Origin of the sequence: Parvibaculum sp. (assembly GCF_039680535.1) — a bacterium.
Taxonomy (GTDB): Bacteria; Pseudomonadota; Alphaproteobacteria; order Parvibaculales; family Parvibaculaceae; genus Parvibaculum.
The window spans coordinates 179,049-194,945 of record NZ_JBDKSS010000014.1; the positions used below are offsets into that span (position 1 = coordinate 179,049).

The following is a 15,897-nucleotide window of genomic DNA, read 5'->3' on the forward strand; positions in this document are numbered from 1 at the left end:
GGCCGGAAATCGGCCCTCGTCTGGGCGCGCTTCTAAGGCAGGTTCGGCATAGTGTCAACGGAAATGGCCTGAAAACCGCTGAAATCCGGCAGTTTTTCGTATGCGGTATCATAGTGCCGCGTTTCTAGCGCTTCACCGATGGCTGAACCGAAAGCCGGAGCGAGCTCATGACCATGCCCGCCAGCGCGAAGCCTGCAGCCATGTAAAGCGCGGTATGCGTGCCATCCGGGCGAAGATTGAAGATCAGGGCGACCATCGCCGCCCCGACCGTCTGCCCCAGAAGCCGCGCTGTGCCGAGCATTCCGCTTGCCCCGCCGGTCCGCTCCACGGGAGCCGAACCGATGATCGTCCGGTTGTTGGGCGACTGAAAAAGCGCGAATCCGGCCCCGCAAAGCATCATCCGCCACACGATGTCGAGCGTGCCCGGATCGGCGGGCAGCATGGCGAGCGATATCAGGCCGGCGGCGAAAAGGGCCATTCCAACCCCGCCGAGAAGCCCGGAGGGGTAGCGATCCGCAAGGCGGCCCGCCAGCGGCGCCACGACCATGATGGTCATGGGCCAGGGCGTCATGAGGAGGCCCGTCGCGACCTCGCTGCGGCCGACCACGCTCTGCATGAAGAAAGGCAGCGTGACATAGGCCGCCGCCTGCCCTGCGAAGGAACAGATCGACGTGCAGATCGACATGGCGAAGACCGGAATCTTCAGAAGATCGATCGGAAGAAGCGGCGAAAGCCGCCCGCGCTGCCGCCACACCAGCAGAAAGCCGCAGACAAGCGCGCCGCCGATTTCCAGCATGATGGGCCAATAGCCATGCGGGCGGGCCGTGCCGCGCCCGAAATCGTCGATGGCAATGATGACCAGCGCGATGGTGACGGCGTTGAGGGCCGCGCTCGTCCAGTCGAAACGATGACTGCCGCGCGTCGTCTCCGGCAGGCTGCGCGAAATCGCAAAGGCAAGAATGCTGAGCGGCACATTGACGGCGAAGAGCCATGGCCAGGTCGCGATGGAAAGGATACCCGCCGCTATGGTCGGCCCAAGCGCTGCCGCCGTCGCCACCACGAAGGCCGTGATGCCGATGCCGCGTCCGAGCTGCGCCTTGGGATAGGTGAAGCGCGTGAGCGCCGAATTGACGCTCATGATCCCCGCCGCGCCCGCGCCCTGCAGAATGCGCGCGAGTGTCAGCGTGGTCAGCGAGTCCGCCATCGCACAGGCAAGCGACGCGATCCCGAAAAGCACGATGCCCCAGCGATAGATCGTCCGATAACCAACGAGCTCGCCGAGCGAGGAAAGCGGCAGCAGCGAAATCATGACGATGAGCTGATAGGCGTTCACGATCCAGATCGACTCCGCCGCCGTCGCCTTGAGATCGCGCGCAATGGTCGGCAGCGCGATATTGGCGATCGAGCCGTCGATCACGGCCATGGTGATGCCGATCCCGACGGTCAGCGCCGCCCAATGGCGCCGCGGAACGGGAAGCCCATCTGTCGCCGTTACTGTCATCGAGCGAAACGCGTCATCTGTCGGGCGGGATCGAATAGGTCGAGGTCACATGGGCGACGGGCCCGTCGAGCCCCTCCTGCCACATGAGCACATCGCCGACCGCAAGCCTGCGTCCGAGCTTCAGGAGCTTCGCCTCGGCAATGATATCGTCCGGGCCCGGCTTCCTGAGGAAGTTGATGCTGAGATTGGTCGTGACCGCCAGCGCCACCGGCCCGATATGGGCGAGCACCACGGCATACATGGCGTAGTCCGCCAGCGCCATCATGGCCGGACCCGAGATCGTGCCGCCGGGGCGCAGGTTCCTGTCGGAATAGCGAAGACGCAGCCGCGCGGTCCCGGGACCTACCTCCTCGATCACATTGAGGCGCCCGCCTTCATGCATCTGCGGAAATGCCACGTCCATGAAGCGGTCGAGTTCCTCGACGCTCATGATGGGACTGAGATCGGCCACGCGCGCCTCCTTGTTCTTATTTGCCTTGCGCTGGTTCATACTAGTGCGCCCTCACTCGCTCAACCATGCTCATGCCTGCACAGCCGACAAACATGGAAACTCAACGCCTGATCCTGCGTCCCTGGCGCGAGGAGGACATCGAGCCGTTCGCCGCCATGTCAACCGATCCTGCCGTCGCGGAATATCTGGGCGGCCCGCTCGACCGAGCCGGAGCCGAGGCCGCCATGTCGCGCATCGTCGCTCATTTCGCAGAACATGGTTTCGGCTTCTGGGCTCTGGAACTCAAGGGCGCCGCGCCCTTCCTCGGCTTTGCCGGATTGCAGCATGTAGGCTTCGACGCGCCTTTCACGCCCGCCGTAGAGATCGGCTGGCGTCTCGCCCGGGAGCATTGGGGCAAAGGCTATGCGACGGAAGCGGCGCACGCGGCCATCGCCTTCGGCTTCGAGACGCTCGGCCTCGATGAAATCGTTGCCTTCACCGTGCCCGCCAATCTGCGGTCCCGCGCGGTGATGGAGCGGCTCGGCATGAAGCGCGACCCGGCGGAGGATTTCGACCATCCGCGCCTCCCCGAAGGGCATCTACTGAAGCGGCATGTACTTTACCGCATCGCCCTCGCCTGAAGTCCGCGCCGAGGCTATGCTTTCCCCAAAGCAATAAGCCGCAACCGAGGAAGCCCATGTCGGAGCCTGCCATCAAATCAGCCGAGCCCCTTCTTCTGCGCGACGACCGCGACGGCATTGCGACGCTCACGCTCAATCGCGGCCCGCAGCGCAATGCGCTTTCGGAAGGGCTGATGGCGGCGCTGACGGACGAACTCACCCTGATCGCGAAAGACCGCAATGTGCGCGTCGTCGTGATCGCCGCAAACGGTCCGGCCTTTTCGGCGGGCCACGACCTCAAGGAACTGACCGCGCACCGGACCGACGCGGATCGCGGCCGCGCCTATTTCCAGAAGCTGATGAAGCAGTGCAGCACGTTGATGCAGACGATCGTGCGCTTGCCGAAGCCCGTCATCGCGCGCGTTCATGGCATCGCCACGGCGGCTGGCTGCCAGCTCGTCGCCAGCTGCGATCTTGCCGTCGCCGCGAACACCGCCAAATTCGCAACGCCCGGCGTCAATATCGGCCTCTTCTGCTCGACGCCGATGGTCGCCCTCTCGCGCAATGTGCATCGCAAGCATGCGATGGAAATGCTGCTCACCGGCGACATGATCGACGCGGCCCGCGCCGCCGAAATCGGCCTCATCAACAAGTCCGTGCCGCTCGAACAGCTCGACGATGCGGTCTGGGGGCTGGCGCGGGACATCGCCTCGAAATCCTCGCTCACGCTCTCCATCGGCAAGGAGGCGTTCTACGAGCAGCTCGAGAAGGGCCTTGGCGATGCCTATGACTATGCGAGCGAAGTCATGGTGAAGAACATGCTCGCCCGCGACGCCGAAGAAGGCATTTCAGCCTTCATCGAGAAGCGCGAGCCGACATGGGAGGATCGCTGACCCGTGGCGCAGGATCATTACGGCCCGGACGACATCCGCGAGATTCTCCAATCCACCAGGGTGATCGCACTCGTGGGCGCGAGCGCGAACCCGTCCCGCGACAGCAACGAGGTCATGCGCTACCTGCAGGCCAAGGGCTATCGGGTCATCCCGGTGAACCCCGGCCTCGCCGGTCAGACGCTCAATGGCGAACTCGTCTATGCGACGCTTCGCCATATACCCTACAAGATTGATATGGTAGATGTATTCCGCAACTCGGAGGCGGCAGGGCCCGTCTGCGACGAGGCGGTCGAGGTCGGCGCTAAGTCGGTCTGGATGCAGCTTGGGGTCATAAACCCGCAAGGTGCCGCCAGAGCGGAGGCCGCCGGACTCAAAGTCGTGATGGACCGCTGTCCAAAAATCGAAATGCCGAGGCTGGGCCTTTAGCCTTCGCGCTCGACCGAAAAAGGAGACCTAAATGGCCGAATATTCCTTCAGTACACTTGCAATCCATGCGGGCGCCAAGCCGGACCCGACGACGGGCGCGCGCGCGACCCCGATCTTCCAGACGACCTCCTTCGTTTTCGAGGATGTCGATCACGCGGCCTCGCTCTTCGGCCTGCAGGCGTTCGGCAACATCTACACGCGCATCACCAATCCGACGACCGCCGTGCTCGAAGAGCGCGTTGCGGCGCTCGAAGGCGGCACGGCGGCGCTCGCGGTCGCATCCGGCCACGCGGCGCAGATGCTCGCATTCCACACGCTGCTTGAGCCAGGCGATCATTTCGTTGCCGCCAAGCAGCTTTATGGCGGCTCGATCAACCAGTTCGGCCACGCCTTCAAGAAATTCGGCTGGGAAGTCGACTGGGTCGACATCAACGATCCGGCGAATGTGAAGAAGGCCATCGGCCCGAAGACCAAGGCGGTCTTCATCGAAAGCCTCGCCAATCCGGGCGGCATCGTCACCGACATTGCAGCCATCGCGAAGATCGCGCATGAGGCGGGCATTCCGCTCATCGTCGACAACACGCTCGCCTCGCCCTACCTCATCCGTCCGATCGAGCATGGCGCGGATATCGTCGTGCATTCGGCGACGAAGTTCCTCGGCGGCCATGGCAACTCCATGGGCGGCATCATCGTCGATGCGGGCAAGTTCGATTGGTCGAAGGACAACAAGTACAAGACGCTGTCGGAGCCGTGCGACTCCTATCACGGCCTCGAAATCCACAAGACCTTCGGCAACATCGCCTTCGCCATCGCCTGCCGCGTGCTCGGCCTGCGCGATCTCGGGCCGGCGATCTCACCCTTCAATGCCTTCATGATCCAGACCGGCATCGAGACGCTGCCGCTGCGCATGCAGCGCCATTCGGACTCGGCGCTGAAGGTCGCCCAGTTCCTGAAGACGCATCCGAAGGTAAGCTGGGTTTCCTATGCGGGCCTGCCGGACGATCCCTATCACGCGCTTCAGCAGAAATATTCGCCGAAGGGCGCTGGCGCCGTCTTCACCTTCGGCGTCAAGGGTGGCTACGAGGCGGGCGTGAACCTCGTGAATGGCGTGAAGCTCCTCTCCCATCTCGCCAATGTCGGCGACACGCGGAGCCTCATCATCCATCCTTCCTCGACGACGCATCGTCAGCTTACGGACGAGCAGCAGGCGTCGGCCGGCGCGGGCAAGGACGTGGTACGCCTGTCGGTGGGCCTCGAAGATCCTGCGGATATCATCGCCGATCTGGACCAGGCGCTGAACGCGTAAGCGCCTGATCTGCCCTTCTGCGTCATGGCCCGGCTCGTCCGGGCCATCGACGTCTTTCGACAAAGGTTGAAATAAAAATGCCCCGCGCGAGCGGGGCATTTCCTTTTTCGGTGAGGCGTATCAGGCGCTGAGCCGCTTCGCGTGGATGATCGCGAGTGTGAAGACGACGAGAGCGCCAGCCTGATGCGCGGCGCCGAGCGGAACGGGCACGGCCCAGAGCAGCGCCCAAATGCCGAGGCCGATCTGCGCGAGAACGGCAAGCGCGAGCCAGGTCGCGCTGCGCGAGGCCTGCGCGAATGGCCGCGCAGCAATCCAGTGCCAGCCCACCATGATGGCGACCAGATAGGCGACCATGCGGTGATCGAACTGCGCGGTCAGATGGCTCTCGAAAAAATTGAGCCAGAACGGCGACAGGTCGAACAGGCGCGGCGGGATGAAGGCGCCGTCGATCAGCGGCCATGTATTGTAGATGTAACCGGCCTTGAGACCGGCGACGAAGCCGCCGAGCAGCATCTGGAAAAAGACGAGACCGGCCAGAGCCAGCGCTGCCTTGCGAAGGCCGCCGACAGCCTCTATCGCCGCGCGCTCGCGCCAGAGGCCGAGCGCCACCCAGACCATGTAGGCATAGATCAGCGTCGCAAGGCCGAGATGCGCGGTAAGCCGGTATTGGCTGACATCGACGCGATGGCTGAGACCGCTCTTCACCATCCACCAGCCAAGCGCGCCCTGAAGGCCGCCCAGCACGAACATGACGGCAAGCCGCGGCGCCAGCGCCCGCTCGATGCGGCACGTCGCAAGGAACCAGAGAAACGGCACGAGGAAGGCGAAGCCGATGAAGCGCCCGAGGAACCTGTGCGACCATTCCCACCAGAAGATCGATTTGAACTCGCCAAGCGTCATGCCCTTGTTCACGAGCTCGTATTGCGGGATCTGCTGATATTTGGCGAAAGCGTCCGCCCAGACTTCATCGTTCAGGGGCGGCAGCGCCCCCATGACGGGCTTCCACTCGGTGATGGAGAGGCCGGACTCGGTGAGGCGGGTGAGACCGCCCACGACGACCATCGCGAAAATGAGTCCCGCAACCGCAAAGAGCCAGAGGGCGATCTGGCGGCGGGCGGCAATCTGACGCCCGCTTGGGCCCGCTTGGCCAGCCTCGGCCTTCGACGTTTCGATACTCATTGTCATGGAAACCCTCGAAACGGCCCTTTGCGGCGGCAGGAGGAATGCCGTATCAGAGCGCCATCGACATTCCACCGAGACCGGAGACCGCTATGCGCCGCCTGCCCATTCGCATCCGCAAGCTCATCGGCACAATTGTGCTGCTGGTCTTCCTGACGCTCTATTCGTTCCTGATCATGACGATCGCGGTCAGCGGCCATCTGCCGGAACATGGTGTCGTGCAGTTCTTCTATTATGTGATCGCCGGGACGATCTGGGCCCTGCCCGCCCGCTATCTGATGATCTGGATGGTGCGCCCGGACTGAGCGCGCCGCACATCATCGAAGAACGGGGCTCGCTTAGAAGAACGAGCCCGTCATCGTCTTGTTCAGCGCGACGATGACGATGAGGAAGATCACGATCGGAAGAATGGTGGTCATCTGGAACTCCTGAGTCTCTCGATTTGAGCCGCACATTGCCGCAAGGCTGGCCATAAGAAAAGGGCTAACGGGATAAAACCCGCCAGCCCTTTGTTAGATGGTCGGAGCGGCCGGATTCGAACCGACGACCCCTTGTCCCCCAGACAAGTGCGCTACCGGGCTGCGCTACGCTCCGACTGAACCGGTGAGGAAATGGGTCGAGGACCCGTTCCGAAGGCGCGGAATATAGACGCCGACCTCTCACGGGGCAACGCCTCAATCCGACCTTTTTGTTGGTAATTTCAAGAGCCGCAATAATTCATGTGAACGCGGCGTCTTTCTCGGCGATCAGGCCTCGTCGCCCTCCGACTCCCAGAGCGTTTCGTCGATTTCTTCCTTGAGAACGGTGAGTTCTTCGAGAATCGATTCCAGCGTCTGTTTGGCCGATGCGTCGAGCGCCACGCCGCCTTCCGACGGCTCGTCCTCGCGTTCGCTGCGGCGGACGGCCTCCCGCGCCAGCTCGGCAAGAGACGCGTCGACAGTGCCCTTGCCCGTCTCGCTGACGAACTTCACGCCCTGTTCGCGGAAGACTTTCTGGACGCCCTTGATCGTGTAGCCGTCGTTATAGAGAAGCGCGCGAACGCCCCGCAGCAGATCAACATCCTCGGGACGATAATAGCGCCGACCGCCGCCGCGCTTCAGCGGCCTGATCTGGTTGAACTTGCTCTCCCAAAATCTCAGGACATGCTGCGGAACGTCCAGTTCTGCAGCGACTTCACTGATGGTCCGGAAAGCATCTGGCGATTTTTGCGTAGACAAAACAAAAGCCTGCTGACGTTCCTCGATCTATTGTCTCAACACCGGGCAGATCGAGAAGGCGCCCCGGGTTGACTATTCCGCAGCGGCGGACTTGTCGGTCAGGGCCGAGTTGATGTGCTCCTTCAGCACATGGCTCGGCCTGAAGACCAGGACGCGACGCGGCTTGATCGGCACTTCCTCACCCGTCTTTGGATTTCGGCCCATGCGGCCGCCCTTCTGGCGCACCGAAAACGAACCGAAAGACGACAGCTTTACGGTATCGCCATTGGCGAGGCTGTCCGAGATGTGCTGAAGCACCGACTCAACAAGGTCCGCAGACTCATTGCGCGACAAGCCGACCTGTTGATAGACGGCCTCGCTCAGATGCGCCCGCGTGATGGTATCCCCCATGGCCTCTTCCTCCAATTTCGCCCAAGCGTATTGCGGGCGGAGAAACCCGTCAATATCAATAGGATGGCCCGACTTTCTCACGAACCCCCTGCGACTTACTCCTTAAGTCCTCGAGCGCCGGATTACCAGCGCAGAAGCACGGAGCCCCAGGTGAATCCGCCGCCCATGGCCTCGAGCAGAACGAGGTTGCCCGGCTTGATTCGACCGTCCTTGAGAGCCGTATCGAGCGCAAGCGGCACCGACGCGGCTGACGTATTGCCATGCTCGCCAACGGTCATGATGACCTTCTCAGGCGGCAGGCCGATGCGCTTTGCGGTGCCGTCGAGGATGCGCTTGTTCGCCTGATGGGGAACGAACCAGTCGATATCCGACGCCGTGAGGCCGGTCGCCGCAAGCGACTCGGTAATCGTATCGGCGATGTTGACGACCGCGTGGCGGAAGACCTCGCGCCCTTCCATGCGGACATGGCCGACGGTTTGCGTCGAGGACGGGCCGCCGTCGACATAGAGCTTTTCCTTGTAGCGGCCGTCGGAATGCAGATGCGCCGTCAGGATACCCCGGTCGGCATTGGTCCCCTCGCCCTCACCCGCCTGAACCACCACCGCGCCGGCACCATCGCCAAAGAGCACGCAGGTCGTGCGGTCGTTCCAGTCGAGCAGACGCGAGAAAGTTTCGGCCCCGATCACAAGCACGGTCTTCGACTGGCCGGCGCGGATGAAGGTATCGGCAATGGTCAGCGCATAGACGAAGCCGGAGCAGACGGCCTGCACATCGAAAGCGGCGCCGTGATGCAGACCGAGTTCGGCCTGCACGGTCACCGCCGTCGCCGGAAACGTGTTGTCCGGCGTCGTCGTGCCCAGGATGATCGTGTCGATCTCCTGTGCGTCAATGCCTGCATTGGCGATCGCCGCCCGCGCCGCCTTGAGCGCCATATGGGAGGTCAGTTCGCCATCGGCGGCCAGATGGCGCGCATGAATGCCGGTCCGTTCGACGATCCACTCGTCGGATGTATCCACGATCTTGGCGAGATCCTCATTGGTCACCCGTCGCTCCGGCAGATAGCTGCCGCAGCCAATGACCACACTGCGAATTGTACTCACGATAAAGCGGCCTCGATTTCTTCGTTATTATTCTGATTGCGGGCACGTCCGGCTGCGGCCTGGAAGCCGCTCAGGGCTTCCATATCGGCCACGATCTTCTTCACGAGATCCGCGGAGGCCACGTCGACGGCAACGTCGATCGCCGACGCAAAGCCGAGTGCATCCGTGCCGCCATGGCTCTTTACGACAAGTCCGTTGAGGCCAAGGAACAGCGCGCCGTTCGATGAGCGTGGATCAAGCTTTTTCGCGAGCACCTTGAACGCGCCCGATGCTAGGACATAGCCGAGCTTGGACAGCCAGGACCGGCTGATGGCGGCGCGCAGGTAATCCGCGACCTGCCGCGCGGTGCCTTCGGCGGTCTTGAGCGCGATATTGCCGGTGAACCCGTCCGTCACGATGACGTCGACTGTCCCCTTGCCGAGATCGTCGCCTTCGACAAAGCCATGAAACTGAATCGGCAGCTTCGCCTCGCGCAGCATCTGCGCGGCATCCTTCACCTGCTCGGTCCCTTTGACTTCTTCCTCACCGATGTTGAGGAGCCCGACGGTCGGGCGCTCGACACCGAGAATGACGCGCGCATAGGCCTCGCCCATGACGGCAAACTGCACGAGCTGGAACGCATCGGGGCCGATGGTCGCGCCGACGTCGAGAACCACGCTCTCGCCGCGCATGGTCGGCCACAATGCCGCGAGCGCCGGGCGCTCGACATGGGGCATTGTCTTCAGGATGACCTTCGACATGGCCATGAGAGCGCCGGTGTTGCCCGCCGAAACGGCCGCCTGCGCCTTGCCCGTCTTCACCGCGTCGATCGCCAGCCACATGCTGCTCGTCTTGCGGCCACGGCGGAGCGCCTGGCTCGGCTTGTCATCCATCGCAATGGAAACATCGGTGTGGACGATCTCGCTCACAGCGGTAACGCGCGGGTGTCGGTCGAGCACGGGGCGCATTTTCGCCTCGTCGCCGAAGATCAGGAACCGGACATCCGGATGACGGATGGACGCGATGTCGGCGCCGCCGATCACCGTTTCCGGACCATGGTCGCCGCCCATGCCGTCGAGCGCTATCGTGAGTGAACGCGTCACCTGAGCCCCTTTCCCTTCCCGCCAGAATCCTTGGTGCGATCAGCCTCAATCACTTCCGGCGGCCCGCCCAGAAGATACAAGGTTGATGAGGCCTGACAACTGAGTCTTGCCCACCTGTCATTATCCCCAACTCAATCTTTTTTCTTGAGTTTTTCGAGTACCGCGAAGGGATTAGGCTTCTTTTCCTCTTCCACCGGCTCGCTCGCCGGCGCTGCGTCAAGGCTCACGCCCGGCTTGCGCGGATAGGGATCGAGCGCCAGCGCGAGTTGTTCGGCAACCATCTCCCCGACGTCAATATGGCCTGCCTCGATGGGCTCGGGCGGCTCTTCGCTGTCGGTGTCGATAACGATTTCGCGCTCCGAGCCGGGGCCGCCAGCTGCCTCTTCCAGCATCTCCGCCGGGAGATAATGAACCCTGAAGCTTTCGCTGAGCTTCGCCGGAACGGGATCGAGCGTCACTACGCAGGCCTGCACGACATCGGCCTCGAATCGCCCCTCGAGCGCCACACCGAGCCTCCGCCAGTGCTTCGCCGTCGCGGTTCCCTTCAGCGATTTGAGTTCGATGAGGTCGAAGCGCCTTGCCAGCGCTTCACGCTCCGCCGGCGTGGCATCGAACGCGATTTCGCGCCCCTGTGGCGGAAGGTCGTCGAGGCTCAGGACAATGCTGAATTCGGGGTTGGGCTGCGTAGTCACGCGGTCTTGCTTTCCGTAGATGCGGCGGGCACATCGGCAAAGGAGAGCCGGCCCGCGAGAAGGTCTTCATCGCTCTGGCGTCCAAGCGCCGCGACACAGTTCCGTACATAGAGCGCCAACGCCGCCACGTCGACCGGCGTCGGCTCCAGCCCGGCAAAGACATTGCGCCGAAGGGCGTCTTGCAGCTGGGCGTCGCCCTCGGCATCCAGGCCCGCATCATAGGCGGCCATGCGGCCATAAAAGGCCGATGCAAGCCCCTTGATCTTCTTGCCGACGGAAAGGTCGCTTACGCCCATTTCGCGCAGCGTCTGGTCCATATCGTCAAACATGATGTCAAAGACGCGCTGCGCAAGCTCCCTGGCGGGGTCGCCGGCCGCCCTCAGCCGCCGAAGCACCAGAAAAACGTGGAGCGCCACCATTTCGAACCGGCCTTCAACCGTGTCCGGCACCCCGGAATGGAGGTAAAAACCCGGCATCCGCGCCTGGCCCACCAGACCCCGGTAGAGCCCGAACGGCACTTCATCGCGGTCCGGGCGACCGAAAATCCTTTTCCATATCATAGCGTACTCCACTGTTCGGGCGCCGGGCCTTCATGTCCCGTACAGAAGCAGATTGAATTTACCGAGCGACAAGGGTAGGTCAATCTAACATCTATGGGCCAGGAGGGTTCTCCAACATGACTTCTCAACGTCCGCGGCGCCGCGCGGGTCTACTGCTCGCTGTGGCTTGCCTGTCCGCAGTCAGTACCGCTGCGCTTACGGGCTGTTCGCCGGTCGTCGAGCAGCGCGGCTATATCCTCGACGAAAAGAGCCTGAAGAGAATCAAGCCCCGCCAGACCACCATGGAGCAGGTGAAGGACATCATGGGGTCGCCCTCGACCAGTTCGACGATCGCGAACGGCCCCGGCGGTGAAGCCTTCTACTACATCAGCAGCAAATTCGAGACGGATGCCTTCTATCCGCCCGAGGAGGTAGACCGCACCGTCGTGGCCGTCTACTTCACGAACGACAATGTCGTCGATGAGGTCGCCTATTACGGCCTTCAGGATGGTGAGATCGTCGACCTTCAGACACGCACGACGCCGACCCGCGGCAAGGAACTCACCGTTCTCGGGCAGATCTTCAGCAACCTCGGCCGCTTCAACAAGGCGACCGATTCCAAGAAGAACACGGGCACGGGCCCTGTGCCGGGACGCCCGGGCGGCTGATCGCCTCCGACGGTTCACGCATACGCCAAGGCAAAGGGCCCCGCGGTTTCCCGCGGGGCCCTCTTCTTTTGGCCTTCGCCGTTTAGTGCGCGAGGACGGCGAGCAGCAGAAGAGCCACGATGTTCGTGATCTTGATCATCGGGTTCACGGCCGGGCCGGCGGTGTCCTTGTAAGGATCGCCCACCGTGTCGCCCGTGACGGCCGCCTTGTGAGCGTCCGAGCCCTTGCCGCCGTGATGACCGTCTTCAATGTACTTCTTCGCATTGTCCCAGGCGCCGCCGCCCGAGGTCATGGACAGCGCAACGAAGAGGCCCGTCACGATCACGCCGAGCAGCATCGCGCCGACCGCCGAGAAGGCCTCGGACTTGCCGGCGATCTGCAGCACGACGAAATAGACGACGATCGGAGACAGAACCGGAAGCAGCGAAGGAATGATCATTTCCTTGATCGCCGCCTTGGTCAGCATGTCGACCGCGCGCGCATAATTGGGCTTCGAGGTGCCCGCCATGATGCCCGGATCGGCCTTGAACTGGCGCCGCACTTCCTCAACGACGGCGCCCGCCGCGCGGCCAACCGCTGTCATGCCCATCGAACCGAAGAGATAGGGCAGCAGGCCGCCGATGAAGAGGCCCACCACCACATAGGGGTTCGAAAGCGAGAAATCGGGGACGACACCGATGAAGTAAGGATGCGCCTCCGGCGAGGCCGCGAAGAAGTTCAGGTCCTGCGTATAGGCTGCGAAGAGGACCAGCGCGCCGAGGCCCGCCGAACCGATCGCATAGCCCTTCGTGACCGCCTTCGTCGTGTTGCCGACCGCGTCGAGCGCGTCGGTCGTCTTGCGGACGTTCGCCGGCAGATCGGCCATTTCGGCGATGCCGCCCGCATTGTCCGTGACCGGACCAAAAGCGTCGAGCGCAACGACCATGCCCGCAAGCGCAAGCATCGTCGACACGGCGATGGCGATACCGAAGAGGCCCGCCAGATTATAGGTGACCAGAATGCCCGCCACGATGGTGAGAGCCGGCAGAGCCGTCGCTTCCATCGAGATGGCGAGACCCTGGATCACGTTGGTGCCGTGGCCGGTGACCGAAGCGGCCGCGACGCTGCGCACCGGGCGGAAATTGACGCCCGTGTAATATTCCGTGATCCAGACGATGAGGCCGGTCACGGCAAGACCCGCGACGCCGCAGGCAAAGAGGCTCATGCCCGAGAAGGTCTGCGTACCCACGGTGAAGGTCGAATCGAAGCCGACGATCTTGTCGGTGACGAACCAGAGCGCGCCGAGCGAAAGGACCGCCGAGGCGATGAAGCCCTTGTAGAGGGCGTTCATGATGTTGTTGCTCTTGCCGAGCCGGACGAAGAACACGCCGATGATCGAGGTGATGATGCAGGAACCGCCGATGGCCAGCGGATAGGTCATCATGTCGAGCACGGATGCGCTGGTGCTGCCCGCGAAGAAGATCGAGGCAAGAACCATGGTCGCAACGAGCGTCACCGCATAGGTTTCGAAAAGGTCGGCCGCCATGCCGGCGCAGTCGCCGACATTGTCGCCGACATTGTCGGCGATCGTGGCCGGGTTGCGCGGATCGTCTTCGGGAATGCCCGCCTCGACCTTGCCGACGAGATCGCCGCCGACATCCGCACCCTTGGTGAAGATGCCGCCGCCGAGACGCGCGAAGATCGAGATCAGCGAAGCGCCGAAGCCGAGCGCGACCAGCGCGTCGATCACTTCACGCGAATTGGGTTCGAAGCCGAGATAGGCAGTAAGCACCGCGAAATAGACGGCAACCGACAGAAGCGCGAGACCTGCGACGAGCATGCCGGTCACGGTGCCTGCGCGGAATGCAATGGAAAGACCTGCTGCGAGGCTCTTGGACGAAGCCTGCGTCGTGCGGACGTTTGCGCGCACCGAAACCAGCATGCCGATATAGCCGGCAGCGCCCGAAAGCGTGGCGCCGACAAGGAAGCCAAACCCGACCTTGATCCCCAGAAGCCAGGAGAGCAGACCGAAGATGACGAGGCCGACAATGCCGATGGTGGTGTATTGCCGGTTCAGATAGGCGCCTGCACCCTCCTGGATCGCCGCGGCGATCTCCTGCATACGCGCGTTACCGGCATCGGCAGACAGAACAGAACGACCAGCAAATAAGCCGTACAAGATTGCGAGAAAGCCGCAACCTATGATTGACCACAACGCAGTGCTCATTGTTTTTTATTCCCTTTGACTTATGTCACAGGGACTGTCGCCTTCGACCACGTGGCCCGGCGAGTCCTCCCCCTCCAGAACGCAGTAAGTGCGAAAGCATGCCAATTGCCCGGTTGGAAAGCAACCAAGCGGGCCCACGCCCATTGGACGCAGGGACGGGCGTCAAAAATGCTTGAATCCGAGGCGGCCGAAGGTGATCGGGCTGCCCTGCGAATCAACCGCATTGATGCCCTCCTCCGGACTTACGACCACGCCAATCCGCGTAACGGGCGTACCCGTTTCCCTTGCAGCCGCCTCAATAAGCGCGGCCTTGGCGGGCGGGGCGGTAAAGAGCAGCTCGTAGTCGTCGCCACCGGTCAATGCCGTTCCGAACCATGATGAATTCGCCTCCACGGCCCGAATGGCGGCGGGCGAAAGCGGAACAAGGGGCGCCTCGATCCGCGCACCGACGGCCGAGCATTCGCAAAGATGCGTCAGATCGGCCATCAGCCCGTCCGATATGTCGAGCGACGCGCTAGCCAGACCGATAAGCCGTGGTCCCAAAGCATTGCGCGGATGCGGACATCTATAGCGGTCGACGAGCCACTGGACGTCATCGAGCGCACCGCCGAGCTGTCCTTCCGCCGCGGCGAGCCCCAGCGCGCCATCGCCTATCGTGCCCGACACATAAATGTCGTCGCCGACATTCGCTCCCGAGCGGCGCAACATCCTGCCCCTCGGCACCTCGCCGATCGCAGTCAGCGAGAAGGAGAGCGGCCCCGGCGTCGAAACCGTGTCGCCGCCCCAGAGCGCGATGCCAAATGACTGCTGGTCACGGCGCAACCCGTCAGCAAACTCCTCGATCCAGGCAAGCGTCGTGTCAGCCCGCCACGATGTCACGAGAAGATAGCCGCGCGGGCTGGCGCCCTTGGCTGCGAGATCGGAAAGATTCACCCGGAGCAGCTTCTGCGCGACGCTGCCCGCCGGGTCCGAAGCAAGAAAGTGCACACCTTCGACGATGGCATCGACGGTAAGCACCAATTCCATGCCCTCGCCCGGACAGAAGACGGCCGCATCATCGGTCAGGCCGAATGCCCCCGGGGCTTCGGCCGAAAGCGGCGCGAAGACTTTTGCGATCAGGCTGAATTCGTCAGGACGATCCAGCTGCGGCATTGCCCGCACCACCCGGCTTGCGCTGGTTCGCACCCAGCCTGTCGAGCACGGCATTGACGACGCCCGGCTCGTCGCCTTCGAAGAAAGCATGCGCGACATCGACATATTCGTTGATGACGACCTTCACCGGCACGTCCTTGCAGCGGCGCAGCTCATAGGTGCCCGCACGAAGGATGGCGCGAAGCGTCGAGTCGATACGCGTCAGCGACCAGTTCTTGGCCAGCGCGCCGTTGATCGCGAGGTCGATATCGCGCTGCTCGCGCACGACGCCGCGAATGATGTCCTCGAAATGGGCTTCGTCTGCGTGCGGGTAAATCTCGCCTTCGATCTCATGCCCGAAACGGTGATGCACGAACTCGTCGACGATATCGTCAAGCTGCGTGCCCGCGACGTCCATCTGATATAGCGCCTGCACCGCACCGAGGCGGGCAGCGCTGCGCGCATTGTTGCCGGGATTTTTTCCACCCGGAACGGGCGGCTCCGCCGAAGCCATCAT

General features: G+C 63.0%; 18 protein-coding genes and 1 tRNA gene. 6 read left to right on the plus strand and 13 right to left on the minus strand.

Annotated features, from left to right (window positions below; all coding sequences use genetic code 11):
• Positions 1 to 124 precede the first annotated feature (124 nt).
• Both ABFC66_RS11470 and ABFC66_RS11475 read right to left on the minus strand, forming a co-directional pair.
• Entirely contained in the window at positions 125 to 1,501 is a 1,377-nt protein-coding gene (locus tag ABFC66_RS11470; RefSeq protein WP_346741092.1) for an MFS transporter, read from the minus strand.
• 13 nt (positions 1,502 to 1,514) lie between these two features.
• Positions 1,515 to 1,991, minus strand: coding sequence for a PaaI family thioesterase (locus tag ABFC66_RS11475; protein WP_346741093.1), 477 nt, complete (start codon positions 1,989 to 1,991; stop codon positions 1,515 to 1,517).
• Positions 1,992 to 2,044: 53 nt separating this feature from the next.
• Here ABFC66_RS11475 and ABFC66_RS11480 point away from each other — a divergent pair, with 53 nt between their 5' ends.
• Genes ABFC66_RS11480 through ABFC66_RS11495 form a run of 4 tightly spaced genes read left to right on the plus strand, consistent with a single transcriptional unit; the run spans position 2,045 to position 5,176 of the window.
• The gene (locus ABFC66_RS11480; protein ID WP_346741094.1) at positions 2,045 to 2,572 is read left to right on the plus strand and encodes a GNAT family N-acetyltransferase; all 528 of its coding nucleotides are present in this window, start codon (positions 2,045 to 2,047) and stop codon (positions 2,570 to 2,572) included.
• A 56-nt stretch (positions 2,573 to 2,628) separates the two neighbouring features.
• Positions 2,629 to 3,444: an enoyl-CoA hydratase gene (locus tag ABFC66_RS11485; protein ID WP_346741095.1), complete on the plus strand. Its 816-nt coding sequence runs from the start codon at positions 2,629 to 2,631 to the stop codon at positions 3,442 to 3,444.
• A 3-nt stretch (positions 3,445 to 3,447) separates the two neighbouring features.
• Positions 3,448 to 3,870 (plus strand): CoA-binding protein, encoded by a 423-nt coding sequence (locus ABFC66_RS11490; RefSeq protein ID WP_346741096.1) that lies wholly within the window; start codon positions 3,448 to 3,450, stop codon positions 3,868 to 3,870.
• Between the two features lie 31 nt (positions 3,871 to 3,901).
• A complete protein-coding gene (locus ABFC66_RS11495) occupies positions 3,902 to 5,176 on the plus strand; it encodes an O-acetylhomoserine aminocarboxypropyltransferase (RefSeq protein ID WP_346741097.1) in 1,275 nt (424 codons plus the stop codon).
• Between the two features lie 120 nt (positions 5,177 to 5,296).
• On the opposite strand, the gene ABFC66_RS11500 is transcribed toward ABFC66_RS11495, so the two are convergent.
• On the minus strand, positions 5,297 to 6,361 hold the full coding sequence (locus ABFC66_RS11500; RefSeq protein ID WP_346741098.1) for a COX15/CtaA family protein: 1,065 nt from the start codon (positions 6,359 to 6,361) through the stop codon (positions 5,297 to 5,299).
• Between the two features lie 38 nt (positions 6,362 to 6,399).
• Here ABFC66_RS11500 and ABFC66_RS11505 point away from each other — a divergent pair, with 38 nt between their 5' ends.
• The gene (locus tag ABFC66_RS11505; RefSeq protein WP_346741099.1) at positions 6,400 to 6,660 is read left to right on the plus strand and encodes a DUF2842 domain-containing protein; all 261 of its coding nucleotides are present in this window, start codon (positions 6,400 to 6,402) and stop codon (positions 6,658 to 6,660) included.
• Positions 6,661 to 6,872: 212 nt separating this feature from the next.
• Here the strand turns inward: ABFC66_RS11505 and ABFC66_RS11510 are convergent.
• The 7 genes from ABFC66_RS11510 to ABFC66_RS11540 form a co-directional block, all read right to left on the minus strand.
• Positions 6,873 to 6,949: transfer RNA gene (locus tag ABFC66_RS11510), tRNA-Pro, on the minus strand.
• Between the two features lie 152 nt (positions 6,950 to 7,101).
• Positions 7,102 to 7,572: a MerR family transcriptional regulator gene (locus tag ABFC66_RS11515; RefSeq protein ID WP_346741100.1), complete on the minus strand. Its 471-nt coding sequence runs from the start codon at positions 7,570 to 7,572 to the stop codon at positions 7,102 to 7,104.
• A 72-nt stretch (positions 7,573 to 7,644) separates the two neighbouring features.
• A complete protein-coding gene (locus tag ABFC66_RS11520) occupies positions 7,645 to 7,962 on the minus strand; it encodes an integration host factor subunit alpha (protein ID WP_346741101.1) in 318 nt (105 codons plus the stop codon).
• A gap of 122 nt (positions 7,963 to 8,084) precedes the next feature.
• Positions 8,085 to 9,062 (minus strand): beta-ketoacyl-ACP synthase III, encoded by a 978-nt coding sequence (locus tag ABFC66_RS11525; protein WP_346741102.1) that lies wholly within the window; start codon positions 9,060 to 9,062, stop codon positions 8,085 to 8,087.
• The gene (gene plsX, locus ABFC66_RS11530; protein WP_346741103.1) at positions 9,059 to 10,144 is read right to left on the minus strand and encodes a phosphate acyltransferase PlsX; all 1,086 of its coding nucleotides are present in this window, start codon (positions 10,142 to 10,144) and stop codon (positions 9,059 to 9,061) included. The genes ABFC66_RS11525 and plsX overlap by 4 nt, the downstream gene beginning before the upstream one ends.
• A gap of 131 nt (positions 10,145 to 10,275) precedes the next feature.
• On the minus strand, positions 10,276 to 10,836 hold the full coding sequence (locus tag ABFC66_RS11535) for a DUF177 domain-containing protein (protein WP_346741104.1): 561 nt from the start codon (positions 10,834 to 10,836) through the stop codon (positions 10,276 to 10,278).
• The gene (locus ABFC66_RS11540; RefSeq protein ID WP_346741105.1) at positions 10,833 to 11,396 is read right to left on the minus strand and encodes a ubiquinol-cytochrome C chaperone family protein; all 564 of its coding nucleotides are present in this window, start codon (positions 11,394 to 11,396) and stop codon (positions 10,833 to 10,835) included. The genes ABFC66_RS11535 and ABFC66_RS11540 overlap by 4 nt, the downstream gene beginning before the upstream one ends.
• Before the next feature lie 116 nt (positions 11,397 to 11,512).
• Here ABFC66_RS11540 and bamE point away from each other — a divergent pair, with 116 nt between their 5' ends.
• A complete protein-coding gene (gene bamE / locus ABFC66_RS11545; protein ID WP_346741106.1) occupies positions 11,513 to 12,043 on the plus strand; it encodes an outer membrane protein assembly factor BamE in 531 nt (176 codons plus the stop codon).
• Positions 12,044 to 12,125: 82 nt separating this feature from the next.
• On the opposite strand, the gene ABFC66_RS11550 is transcribed toward bamE, so the two are convergent.
• From ABFC66_RS11550 to nusB, 3 genes are all read right to left on the minus strand, one after another.
• On the minus strand, positions 12,126 to 14,249 hold the full coding sequence (locus tag ABFC66_RS11550; RefSeq protein WP_346741107.1) for a sodium-translocating pyrophosphatase: 2,124 nt from the start codon (positions 14,247 to 14,249) through the stop codon (positions 12,126 to 12,128).
• 162 nt (positions 14,250 to 14,411) lie between these two features.
• On the minus strand, positions 14,412 to 15,401 hold the full coding sequence (gene thiL, locus ABFC66_RS11555) for a thiamine-phosphate kinase (protein ID WP_346741108.1): 990 nt from the start codon (positions 15,399 to 15,401) through the stop codon (positions 14,412 to 14,414).
• Positions 15,379 to 15,894 (minus strand): transcription antitermination factor NusB, encoded by a 516-nt coding sequence (gene nusB / locus ABFC66_RS11560; protein WP_346741196.1) that lies wholly within the window; start codon positions 15,892 to 15,894, stop codon positions 15,379 to 15,381. Before nusB ends, thiL begins: the two co-directional genes overlap by 23 nt.
• Between the last annotated feature and the right edge of the window lie 3 nt (positions 15,895 to 15,897).